This is a genomic window from Sphingopyxis alaskensis RB2256 (assembly GCF_000013985.1).
Taxonomy (GTDB): domain Bacteria; phylum Pseudomonadota; class Alphaproteobacteria; order Sphingomonadales; family Sphingomonadaceae; genus Sphingopyxis; species Sphingopyxis alaskensis.
Window position 1 is genome coordinate 148,995 of sequence record NC_008048.1, and the last position, 12,184, is coordinate 161,178.

Genomic DNA, 12,184 nt, shown 5'->3' on the forward strand with positions numbered 1-12,184 from the left:
CGCGCTTGATTCATCGGCCACAGTGACTAGGTAGCAATCCGAGACCGATTCACCGCCGATGGGAGACAAAAAATGAGCACCGAAACGCATCTCAAGCAACATTATATCGGCGGCGGCTGGGTCGACTCCAAGGGTGGCAAGCTGCACGAGGTCATCAATCCCGCGACCGAGGAGGCGGCCTCGACCGTCGTGCTCGGCACCGCGGCCGACGTCGACGCCGCCGTGGCCGCGGCGCGCGAGGCGTTCAAAAGCTTCTCGCAGACGACGCGCGAGGAACGGCTGGAGCTTCTGAACCGGATCGTCGAGGAATATAAGAAGCGCGCGGGCGACCTCGCCAAGTCGATGGCGGCCGAAATGGGCGCGCCGGTAAGCTTCGCGGGCACGGCGCAGGTCGGTGCCGGCATCGGGGGTTTCCTGGGCACGATCGCCGCGCTCAAGGATTTCAGCTTCACCGAACAACATGGTGCCAACAAGGTCGTGTACGAACCGATCGGCGTCGTCGGCATGATCACCCCGTGGAACTGGCCGCTCAACCAGATCGCGCTGAAAGTCGCTCCGGCGCTCGCCGGCGGCAACACGATGGTCCTGAAGCCGTCGGAGGAATGCCCCGGCAATGCGGTAATCTTTGCCGAGATTCTTGACGCCGCGGGCGTCCCGCCGGGCGTGTTCAACCTGGTGCAGGGCGACGGCCCGACCGTCGGCCACGCGATCAGCGCGCATCCGGGGATCGAGATGGTGAGCTTCACCGGCTCGACCCGCGCCGGCATCCTCGTCGCCAAGGCGGCGGCCGACACGGTGAAGCGCGTCCATCAGGAGCTCGGCGGCAAATCGCCCAACATCGTCCTGCCCGACGCCGATTTCGAGGCGGTCCTGCCGCCGACGGTACAGGGGGTGCTGGTCAACACCGGGCAAAGCTGTATCGCGCCGACGCGCATCCTGGTCCAGAAAGAGCGCGAGGCCGAAGCGGTCGGCGTCATCAAGGCCATGTTCGACGGGACGCAGGTCGGCGACCCGATGAGCGAGGGCGCCCATATCGGCCCCGTCGTCAACAAGGCGCAGTTCGACAAGATCCAGGGGCTGATCCAGTCGGCGATCGACGAAGGCGCGAAGCTGGAAACCGGCGGCACCGGCCTGCCGAGCAACGTCAACCGCGGCTATTATGTCAAGCCGACGGTCTTTTCGGGCGTGACGCCCGAGATGCGGATCGCCCGGGAAGAGATTTTCGGACCCGTCGCGACGGTCATGGCCTATGACACGCTTGACCAGGCGGTCGAGATCGCCAACGACACCGAATATGGCCTGTCCGCCGTCGTGTCGGGCGATCCCGCCAAGGCCGCCGAGATCGCGCCGAAGCTGCGCGCCGGCATGGTCGCGGTGAACAGCTGGGGTCCGGGGCCGGGTGCGCCTTTCGGCGGCTACAAGGCGTCGGGCAACGGCCGCGAAGGCGGGCTGTTCGGGCTGAAGGACTTCATGGAAGTCAAGGCGATCAGCGGCATTCCGGCGTAAAGTAAACTACGCCCTCCCCTTCAGGGGAGGGCGGCGAGACTTGCCAGCTTGCTGGCTTAGTCGCAGCGGGTGGGGGCCATCGGCCTTGCGCATGGCGACAAGCCCCCACCCCAACCCCTCCCCTGAAGGGGAGGGGCTTTTGATTCCCGCTAGCAACCGTTAAGCGCACCACCATGACCATCCGCTCGCCCCTCGCCCCCGCTGCCTTCCCCGACCTTCCCGAAATCGCCGGGGTGACGCGCCGCGTCGCGCGTGCGCGGTACAAGGACTGGGACCGCTGCGACCTCACCTATATCGAGCTGACCCCCGGCACGACGGTTGCGGGGGTGTTCACGCGCAACATCTGCTGCTCGTCCGAAGTCGAACTGGGGCGCGAACAGGTGAGGCGCGGCACCGCGCGCGCGCTGATCGTCAATGCGGGCAACAGCAACGCCTTCACCGGCTATCGCGGGCGTACGGCGGTCGAGGCGATCATGGCGCAGGTCGCCGACCATCTCGGCTGTGCGGCGGGCGACGTCTTCGTCAGCTCGACCGGGGTGATCGGCGTGCCTTTGCCGAAAGACAAGGCGCGCGCGGGTGTGGCGGCGGCGCTGACCGCCAAACCCTGTTCGTGGGAAGTCGCCGCCGAAACGATCGGCACCACCGACACCTTTGCCAAGGGTGCGGCAGCGAGCGCGATCGTCGGCGGCCGCACCGTCCATGTCGCGGGAATCGCCAAGGGATCGGGAATGATCGCGCCCGACATGGCGACGATGCTCGGCTATATCTTCACCGACGCCGCGGTGGCGCCCGCGCTGTTGCAGGAGATGTTGCGCGAGGCGGCCGGCGGGACGTTCAATGCCATTACCGTCGACAGCGACACCTCGACCAGCGACACGGTGCTGCTGTTCGCAACGGGGCAGGCGGGCCACGCGCCGCTCGCCGCCCGCGACGATCCCGGCGCCGACGCCCTCTACGCCGCGATCCGGCAGGTCGCGCTCGATCTCGCGCATCAGGTGGTGCGCGACGGCGAAGGCGCGTCCAAGTTCATCGAGGTGCAGGTGACGCGAGCCGTCAGCGACGACAGCGCGAAGCGCGTCGCGCTCGCCATCGCCAATTCGCCGCTCGTGAAAACCGCGATCGCGGGCGAGGACGCCAACTGGGGCCGCGTCGTGATGGCGGTCGGCAAGGCCGGCGAACCCGCCGACCGCGACCGATTAGCGATCCGCTTCGGCGACCATTGGGTCGCAAAAGACGGGCTGGCCGTCGATGGTTATGACGAGGCGCCGGTCGCGGCGCACCTCAAAGGCCGGGATATCCGCATCGGCGCCGACCTGGGACTGGGCGAAGGCCGCGCGACCGTTTGGACGTGCGACCTGACGCACGGATATATCAGCATCAACGCGGATTATCGCAGCTAGAGCGGCGTGCTGTATATCTGATGCAATCACCGGCTATCAGGCCAGCACAAGGCTGCACATTGTGGATTGCCGCGTCGCTTCGCTCCTCGCAATGACGGGGGGGAAGAATTAAAGCGCGCCCTCAAGCCAACCCTTGAGCGCGCTTTTGGGCGCCGCGCCGACCTTGGTGTCGGCGATCTCGCCGTTCTTGAACAGGATCATCGTCGGGATGCCGCGCACGCCATATTTGCTCGGCGCGTCGGGATGGTCGTCGATGTTGAGCTTTGCGATCACGACCTTGCCGGCGAGCTCGTCCGAAATCTCTTCGAGCGCGGGGCCGATCATCTTGCACGGGCCACACCATTCGGCCCAGAAATCGACGAGGACGGGGGTCTCGCTGTCGAGCACGTCGGCCTGGAAGCTCGCGTCGGTGATGGCTTTGGTACCCATGATCTGCACTCCTGAAACTCGGTTATCCCCAAGCTAAGGCGTCGGCGCGTCCGGCTCAAGGGCCGAACCCGGCAAATTCGCCTTGGTTGCCAGCAAGCCCGGCTTGTGCGCGTCGAGCAGCGCATCACCCAGCGCGATCAGCCGCGGCGCCGCGGTATAGAGCAGGGCGGTCGCAATCCGCCGCCCCGGAAAGATCACTTTCAGCGCATCGCGATAGGCCGCCATCTGGCGCAGATAGGCGGGCTGGACCTCGGCAGCGCTGCCGGGAAGGTGACGGCCGGTCTTGAAGTCGATCACGGTCACGGCGTCATCGGTAACGCGTAGCCGGTCGACGATCCCGGCGACCACCACCCCGTCGACCACCGCGGAGAGCGGCACCTCGGCGAGCGATCCAGGCCCGAAGAGCGGCGCGTGCGCGGGATCGTCGAGGACAGCCAGCACTTCATCGACCATCGCTCCGCGCGCGGGCTCGTCCAGCGCCGGCGCCTGCACCGCCAGCCAGCGCAGCGCCGCGGCGCGGCGGCGATCGGGGGCGACAGGCGGCAACCGCTCGAAAAGCGCATGGAGCAACAGTCCGCGTTCGACGGCCGCACCGCGCTCACCTCCCTGCGGCGGCGCGGCGACATCGTCCTCGCCGAGGGTCGAGGGCGCGAGCGGTCGCGGCGGGCGGGTTTCCTCGGGCGCCGTGCGGTGCAGCCAATCGGGCAGGCGGGTCGGCGCCCGCGCCGCCGTTTTCGCCTTCTTCGCCTGCGGTGCCCAGCGTCCGGCGTTGACGCGGTGGACGCGGCGCCGTCCCCAGGCCGCGCCGCCATCCTCCCAGTCGTGCCCCAGCCGGTCGAGAACACCCGATACCGCGGCATGCCAACTCGCCTCGGGAACGGTGCGCTCGGCGGTCCTGGTGACGCCGGCGACCACCAATATCTCCTCGGCGCGGGTCATCGCGACATAGAAAAGCCGCCAATGTTCCTCGTCCGCCGCCGCCTTGGCTTTGGCATAGGCGTCGGCGAGCGCACCGTGCCGCTCGTCGGCGCCGATTGCATAGACCGGGAGCTTTTCCCACGCGGCGACATCCACGGTGAAAGGGCGATGCCCGAACGCCGCATCGTCGGTGGCGTCGGCGAGGATGACGATTGGCGCCTGCAAACCCTTCGATCCATGCACCGTCATCACGCGCACGACGCCGCCGCGCGCCTCGGTCTGGCGCTTGATGTCGGCGGCGCTGCCCTCTATCTCGGCCAGGAAACCGAGCAGCGAGACGGTTTTGCGGGCCTCGAACGCCAGCGCCTGATTCAGCAGTTCGTCGATCGGGTCGCGCGCCTCGCGCCCCAGCCGCGCGTAAAGCTTGCGCCGCCCGTCGATCGGCCCCGACAGGAGGGTTTCGAGGAAGCGGAACGGCGTCGTATAATCGGCCATGCCGAGAATCTGGCGCAGTGTCGCCATCGTCGCAGGCGGCATCATGTCCTGATGTGCGCGCAGATACATCCAGATGGGCGTGCGGCCACGGCCCCGTGTGCGATCATAGAGATCGTCCTGCGTCCAGCCGATCAGCGGCGAGACGAGAAGCGCGGCGAGGTTGAGGTCGTCGTGCGGTTGCACCGCAAAGCGCATCGCCGCCATCAGATCCTGCACGGCGAGCGGCTGCGTCAACGCGAAGCGGTCGACCCCCGCGACCGGAACATGCAACGCCTGCAGCCGCGCGACGATCCGCGCCGCAAGGTCGCGGCGGCGGCGCACGAGGATCATCACGTCGCCGGGCGCCACCGGGCGGCCATCCTTGCCGTTGGCGATCCAGTCCTGCACTTCGGCGGCGATCGCCTTTGCGAGGCGCATGCTCGCCGGATCGCGGGCGGGCGCGGTGGCGTTGCCGTTGTCGTCGACCCCTTCGTCGGCCTCCTCGGTCGCGCCGAGCGCCTTGCCGACCGGCAGCGGTTCCCACAATTCGACCTGCCCCGCGTGCGCCCGGCGGTGCGGGACATGTGGCGGCTCCGCGCCGTCCAGCCCCATCAGCGCGGTGCCGCCCGCGGCAAGCCAGGCGTCGGCGACCTCGAGTATCGCCGGGGTCGAGCGATAGTTGGAAATGAGGTCGACCGCCTCGAAATCCTGTCCCGCGCGCTCGCCGAGCGCATGAAACAGGTCGCGCGCGGCGACAAAGGCCCTGGGCTCGGTGCCCTGGAAGCCGAAGATCGCCTGCTTGCGGTCGCCGACGGTGAACAGCGTCCGCGCCCGGTCCATGTCCTTGCCATGCACTGCGAAAAACTCTTCGGCGAGCGACAGCACGATCCCCCATTGGCGCATGTTCGTATCCTGCGCCTCGTCGACCAATATATGGTCGGTGCGCTGGTCGAGCTTGAAGCGCACCCATTCGCCAAAGCCGCTGACGCGCAGCAGCGACCCCGCCAAGGTGATGAGGTCGTCGAAATCGGCCAGCCCCTGTTCGCGCTTGGCGAGCGCATAGGCTTCGGCAAAGCGGCTGCCGAGCTTCCACGCCGCCGCCAGTTCGTCGGCGATGCGCATCGCCGTCGCGGTGCCGCGCAGCGCCGATGCCGCCTCGACGATCCGCACCGCGCTGTCGACGCAATCGGTCATCCGGCCCTTGTCGCCCGCAAAATCGGCGCGCAAATCGCCTTTGCCGGTCAGGAAGCAGCCAAGAAGCTCATCCAGCATCGCCGCGCGCGCCGCCGTATCGCCCGTCATCCAGCCGACCATCACGTCCGAACAGGCAAGCCCGGTCTTCGTCCCCCACGCCGCGCCGCTCGCCGCCACCGCCTTGATATCGGCCTCGGCGATCGCGCCCCCGGCAAGCTGGTCGATCATCCACGCATCGGGATCGCCGCCGGGCAGGCCGAAGGCGGCGCGCAGATCGTGCGCCGCGGGGGGCAGCAGCGCACCGGGCCCGCCGAACACCGACGCGCAGCGCGACAGAAAACCGATCGCGGCATCAGGGCCAAGCCGCTGCGCCAGCGCGGCGGCGGCTGCGCGCAGCGCCGCCTGTTCCTCGTCCGGCGCGTCGAGCAGGTCGCCGAGCACCCGCCGCTGAAGCGCGCCCGCCTCATCTTCCTCGATCGCGCGAAAGCCGGGGAGCAGCTTCGCCTCAAGCGGAAAGCTCGCGAGCAAGGTCTGGCAGAAGCTGTGAATCGTCTGGACGCGGATCGCGCCGCCGGGGCTGTCGATCACCGTCGCGAACAAGGCGCGGGCGCGCGCGATCAGCGCGGGCACGCCATCGTCATGACCGTGAAGTTCGAGGTCGATCCCCAGCGCCTGCAGGTCGAGCCGCAGTTCGCCGTCTTCCATCCGCACCCACTTCGCCAGCCGTTGGTGGATGCGGTGCGCCATTTCGGCGGCGCCCGCCTTGGTGAAGGTGATGCACAGGATCGCTTCGGGCGATACGCCGTCGAGCAGCAGACGCAGCACGCGTGCCGACAGCACCTGCGTCTTGCCTGTGCCGGCCGACGCCCCCAGCCAGACATGGCGCGCGGGATCAGCGGCGGCGCGTTGGTGCGGATCGAGCGTCGCGAGGGTCGCGGGACGGGTCATGCGCCCTCCTCGCCGCGCCCGAACCATTCGTCGCGGCGCATCAGCTGGTCGTAATCGCCATAGGTCGCGCTGTCGCCCGGCGCGAAGGGCGCGTCGCCGAACAGATAGCGCGCGGCCAGGCCGGCGAGCGCGTCGGCGGCGTGATCGACCGCTTCCGCGGCGCTTTTCAGGTCGCTGCGCGGGCCATAGGTCGACGAAATCTTGCCTGCGCCGCCCGCTTTGCGGTCGGGGCGCAGACTCCAATACTCCAGGGCAGCGATTTCGGCCGCGTCGACGCCCGCCAGCCCGCCCCGCCGGGCAATCAGGCCGAGCAGGCCGAGCTGATTGTCGAGCTTGTCGAACGCCGCCTTCGCGTTCGGCGCCCCGCCCGTCTTGTAATCGACGATCGCGAGGCGTCCGTCGCGCAGCCGGTCGACGCGGTCGGCCTTGCCGGTAAGGGTGATGCCGTCGAGCGCGATCTCACCCCACGCCTCGGCCCTCAGCGCGGTGCGCCCTTCGGCCTCGATCAGCTGTCGCGCCGCCCAGCGCAGCGCAGGTTCGATGCGCGGCAGCCAGAAAGCGCGCGCGATCGCGTCGAGCGCCGGGTCGTCGCGCAGCGCCGCCAGTTCGGCCTCGAACGCCGCCGCGTTCGCTCCCGCGCGCACCCACCGTTCGAACAGCGCGTGCACCCGCGTCCCGCGCCAGCGCGGATCGGGCGCGGCGCTCAGCGGCGCGAGCGGCGACAGGCCGAGAATCTGGTTCGCATAATAGGCAAAGGGATCGCGCGCGAGCCGGTCGACCGCGGTGACGCTGATCCGGCGCGGGCGCCGGTCGGCGGGCGGCGCGGGGCAGGGTTTGCCGGCGGGCTCGATGTCGTCGGCCGGTAAGTCGATGCGCGCGGCGAGATCGGTCAGCGGTACGCCGTCCAACGCGGGCTGGGGAAGATCACCCGCCAGCGCCGCCAGCCGCAGCCAGAAGCGCGAGGCCACCGCCGGGTCGCCGCCGCTGCGCAGGGCGCGCGTTACGACGATCTCGCCCGCGCCCAGCGCGCCGGCGAAGTCGTGCGCGGCCATCCCCTGCTGCCGTTCGGTGGCGGGCAGGCCGATCAGGCGGCGGATTCCGGGCGCGAGCCAAGGGTCGGGCTGCGTCGCCGCGGGCCAGCGCCCTTCGTCGAGGCCGCCGAGGATCATCAGGTCGGCGCGTTGCAACCGTGCCTCTAGCAGCCCCCAGATGAACAGCCGCGGGTGTCCGCCATAGGGCGGCCGGACGCTGGCTTCGCCGAGCAACTGGCCGAGCATCGCCGGGAAATCGGCGGGGGCGACGCGCGCCGGGCCCGCGCCGCGCGCGAGTGTCCAGCGGTCGAACAGCTCGGCGAGCATCCGTCCCGCCGGTCCTGTCCACGCCGCCTCGCCGGTCAGCCATTCGAGCCCCTGCCGAAGCGCGGCGAGCAGGCGGTCGGGCGCCACCGGCGGCCCGGCGAAGGGCGCGAGCAGGGGGACGAACGCCTCCCCCAACTGGTGCCACCATGGCGCCAGTTCGACCGCGAGCGCATGGCCGCGCGCGTCGCGATCGGCAGCGAGCGCGGCGATCCGCGCCGACACGCCCGCCCAGCCGGGCGCAAGCCCCGGTTCGCGCAGCAGCAGGTCGAGCTGGCGCACCGCATCGAGCCAGGCGGTGCGCGGCTCGCCCCTGCGGACGAGCGGGTGCGCCAGCAGCGCGATCAGCGCGACCGGGTTGAAATCGGCCGCCAGTTCCGCGAGCAGCATTGCAAGCGCGCCCGGCGGCGTGCGCGCCAGCGGCTGGCCCGCGCTGTCGTCGACGGCGATCCCCCAGCGCGCAAGCGCGGCGGCGATGCGCTCGGCGAGCGCGCGGTCGGGCGTGACCAGCGCTGCCGTGCGCCCCGGCGTCTCGACCGCATGGCGCATCAGCAGCGCGATCCCCTGGGCCTCCTGCGCATCGTCGGCAAAGGTCGCGCCCGCGATCCCGGCGGTCGCGGCCTCAAGATCGCCCGCCGCCTGCCACCGCGCGGTATAGTCGGCGGGCGCGAAGAGCAACGACACGAAGCGCGAGCGCGCCTCCGGGCCGTCGAAGGGCGAGCGCGCCTCCCATTCGGCAACCTCTTCGCGCGCGATGCCCATGCGATCGAGCAACAGTTTCAGATGATATTGGGGATGTGTTTCCAGCGGGCGCGCCGAACGGTCGGGGTCAGGTCCGGTCGGGCCCAGCGCCTCCCATTCCGCCGTCGCCATCGCGGTGTCGAGGCCGGGAAGCACGACCATGCCGCGTTCCATATCGGCGACGGTGCGCAGCAGTCGCGCGATCGCGGGCGCCGCGGTGGTAATGCCCGCTGCGACGACGAAGCGCGCGGGCGCCGCCGTCCGCCAGGCGGCGGCCACGCGGTCGAGCAGCGCGTTGCGGCGCGCCGCGCGGTCGATGTGGCCCGTCGCCGCGAGCACATCCGGCCAATGGTCGACGAGCAGGCGCAGCCGCGCCAGCGACGCGCGCCAATGGTCGGCAAAGGCGCCGAGGTCGAGATCGACGAGTGCCGCGGCCGGGATTTCCTCATAATGCAGCTGGTCGATGACGCGCGCGAGGCCGCCCGCGAGCTGAAAGGCGGCGGCACCCGTCACCGGTGGCTCTCCCGCGGGCGTATATCGCTCGATCAGTTCGGCGAGCAGCAGGCGCCGCCGCAGCGGCTCGATCGCCGGCGGCAGTGGCGCGTCCATGTCGACCGCATCGAGCGCGAGCGCGACATTTTCGTCGAGATCGGCGTCGCCGATCACCGCAAGCCGCGGCATCAGCAGTCCTGCGCCGCCCGCGCGCACGAAGGCGGCCTGAACCGCGCTGCGCGCGCGATTGCTCGGCAGCAGCACGATCCCCTCGGTCAGCCCCAGCACCCCGTCCGCATAGCGGTCGATCAGTCCGGCGGCGAGCGCGTCGGCGAACGCCCGCTGGACGGGAATGGAAAAGAGGGTGGGGCGGCGTGTCGCCATCGTCACACTTTCTTCGTCATCCCGGCAAAGGTCGGGATCTCTCTGTATCGTTTCCGCGCACCGGCGAGATCCCGGCTTTCGCCGGGATGACGAATTATATCAAACCTCGCTCAATGCCGCCTCGGTGGGCGCGATGCTCGCCGGGGTCCCGACGTCGAACCATTGCCCCATGTGCGACAGGCCATACAGCCGCTCCGCCGCGATCGCGCGGTCCCACAAGATGTTGGTCGAAAAAGGCCCGTCGGGCGCGCCGTCCAGCAAGCGTCGCGAGACGAGCTGGATACCGGTATAGACGAAGGGCGCGATCCGCCCCGGCTTGCGCCGCGACAGCCGCCCCGCCGGGTCCATGTGGAAATCGCCGCGCCCGCGATGCCCCGTCGCGCTCGCCTGCCGGATGACGAGCAGCAGCGCATCCATCCCGGCGTCGTCCCAGTGGCGCGCGAGGTGGCGGATGCTGTCCTGTGGCCCGTCGGTCCAGATATTGTCGCTGTTCACGATCAGGATCGGATCGCCGGTGAGCAGCGGCAGCGCCTTGACCATTCCGCCACCGGTTTCGAGCAATTGCCCGCGCTCGTCGGATATGGCGATGGTGAAGCGGCGTTTCTGCGCCGCGAGATGCGCCTCCAGCGCGTCGGCGAGATAATGGACGTTGACGACGACATGGCCGATGCCGGCTGCCTCGATCCGGTCGAGGCTGTGGTCGATCAGCGGTTTGCCCGCGATGCGCACCAGCGGCTTGGGCCGCGTCGCGGTCAAGGGCCGCATCCGCTTGCCGAGTCCCGCCGCCATCACCATCGCGCTTTCGATCGTCGCACTCACGCCCACGCCTCCGCCCGCTTCGCCGCGGGGATATGCGCGTCGAACCATTGCCGGACGGGGACCAGCGCCGGATGCGCGAGGTCGCGTTCGAGCAGGCCCCACATGCGCGGCTGGAACTGGCGGTAATGCGGCTTGTTGTCGCGTTTCCACAGGCGGACGAACACGCCGAGAATGCGCGTGTTGCGCTGCGCCGCGAGCGCCCAATAGGCGTTCTCGATATCGCGCCCGGTCGCTTGCCGATAACGCGCGAGCATCGCCGCCTCGACCGCCGGGCTGACGTCGCGCCTTGCATCCTCCAGCACCGAGGCGAGGTCATAGGCGGGGTGCCCGACCAGCGCGTCCTGAAAATCGAGCAGGCCGTAATGCGCGATGCCGTCCTGCCCCGCAACGAGCATGATGTTTTCGGCGTGGAAATCGCGCAGCACGGTGACGCGCGGCAGGCCGTCGCTCTCCACCGGGGTCAGCGCGGCTTCCCACGCGGCGCGAAAGCTGTCGCGATCGACGGCGATGTCCAGCGCCGGGCAATACCAGTCGGTGAACAGCATCACCTCGCCCAGCCATTGCTCCAGCCCATGCACGGGCAGCCCCGGCATCGGCGGCTGCGCGTGGAGATGGATCAGCAGGTCGGTGAGCCCGCTGTAATGGGCGGTTTCGCGGTCGGGCGCGGCATCGACGGTCTCGCGCAGCCGCACATCGCCGAAATCCTCGATCAACAGCAGCCCGCGTTCCAGATCGCGCGCGAGGATCGTCGGCGCGTTGAGTCCCGCCTCACACAGATATTCGGCGACCGCGATGAAAGGCCGCGGGTCTTCGTGCGGCGGCGGCGCGTCCATCAGCACCGCGCGTCGTTCGCCATCGACGACCCGGAAATAGCGGCGGAAGGATGCGTCGCCCGCGAGCGGTAAAATCCGGGCATCGTCCCAGCCGTGCGCCGCGAGAAAGGCGGGCGCATGAGCGGGCGGAATCATGGAAGCGGCCATCGCGCCTCCCAAGCGGGCGGCACTCTCGCTGTCAAGACACGCGCATCGCCCGCGCCCGAAATCGTCAGTTCGAGCGCACCCGGCCAGCCGTCGCCGCCCAGCCGATCGGGCCATTCGATGAGCAGCGCGCCGTCGGAAAGATAATCGTCGAGGCCGAGTTCGATGAGGTCGCGCGGCTCCTCGATCCGGTAGAGATCGACATGCGCGATGGGCAGGTCGACCTCGGGCGGCGCATAGGGCTGGACGATCGCGAAGGTCGGGCTCGGCGCTTCGCCCGCCAGCCCGCGCGCCTTCAGCATCGCGCGCGCGAGGGTCGTCTTGCCCGCGCCCAGATCGCCCGACAGCAGCACGACGTCGCCGGGCGCCAGCACGCCGCCGATCGCCGCGCCGATGGCGTCGGCTTCGTCGAGATTATAAGCGAGTGTGAAGCTCATCGGGCCCGCTTTCGTGTTTGTGCCCCTGCGGAGGCAGGGGCCCATCTCCGGACGGCGCCAAGTTGAGCCCGCGGGAGATGGGTCCCTGCCGTCGCAGGGATCCAGCGCGA

8 protein-coding genes are annotated in these 12,184 nt (G+C 69.7%); 2 read left to right on the forward strand and 6 right to left on the reverse strand.

Annotated elements, in window-relative coordinates; translation table 11 throughout:
• Positions 1–72: 72 nt before the first annotated feature.
• Both SALA_RS00785 and argJ read left to right on the forward strand, forming a co-directional pair.
• Positions 73–1,506, forward strand: a complete 1,434-nt coding sequence (locus SALA_RS00785; RefSeq protein ID WP_011540470.1) for an aldehyde dehydrogenase family protein — start codon at positions 73–75, stop codon at positions 1,504–1,506.
• 173 nt (positions 1,507–1,679) lie between these two features.
• Positions 1,680–2,906, forward strand: coding sequence for a bifunctional glutamate N-acetyltransferase/amino-acid acetyltransferase ArgJ (argJ, locus tag SALA_RS00790; protein WP_011540471.1), 1,227 nt, complete (start codon positions 1,680–1,682; stop codon positions 2,904–2,906).
• Positions 2,907–3,014: 108 nt separating this feature from the next.
• Here the strand turns inward: argJ and trxA are convergent, their stop codons facing one another.
• The 6 genes from trxA to tsaE form a co-directional block, all read right to left on the reverse strand.
• Complete coding sequence (trxA, locus tag SALA_RS00795) at positions 3,015–3,335, reverse strand: thioredoxin TrxA (protein ID WP_011540472.1); 321 nt, start codon at positions 3,333–3,335, stop codon at positions 3,015–3,017.
• A 33-nt stretch (positions 3,336–3,368) separates the two neighbouring features.
• A complete protein-coding gene (addA, locus tag SALA_RS00800; RefSeq protein ID WP_011540473.1) occupies positions 3,369–6,869 on the reverse strand; it encodes a double-strand break repair helicase AddA in 3,501 nt (1,166 codons plus the stop codon).
• Complete coding sequence (gene addB / locus SALA_RS00805) at positions 6,866–9,841, reverse strand: double-strand break repair protein AddB (RefSeq protein ID WP_011540474.1); 2,976 nt, start codon at positions 9,839–9,841, stop codon at positions 6,866–6,868. Before addB ends, addA begins: the two co-directional genes overlap by 4 nt.
• A 99-nt stretch (positions 9,842–9,940) precedes the next feature.
• Positions 9,941–10,660 carry a nucleotidyltransferase family protein gene (locus SALA_RS00810; protein ID WP_011540475.1) on the reverse strand — a complete coding sequence of 240 codons (720 nt, stop codon included), beginning with the start codon at positions 10,658–10,660 and terminating at the stop codon, positions 9,941–9,943.
• Complete coding sequence (locus SALA_RS00815; RefSeq protein ID WP_011540476.1) at positions 10,657–11,628, reverse strand: aminoglycoside phosphotransferase family protein; 972 nt, start codon at positions 11,626–11,628, stop codon at positions 10,657–10,659. Before SALA_RS00815 ends, SALA_RS00810 begins: the two co-directional genes overlap by 4 nt.
• Entirely contained in the window at positions 11,625–12,074 is a 450-nt protein-coding gene (tsaE, locus tag SALA_RS00820) for a tRNA (adenosine(37)-N6)-threonylcarbamoyltransferase complex ATPase subunit type 1 TsaE (protein WP_041383503.1), read from the reverse strand. The genes SALA_RS00815 and tsaE overlap by 4 nt, the downstream gene beginning before the upstream one ends.
• Positions 12,075–12,184 lie beyond the last annotated feature (110 nt).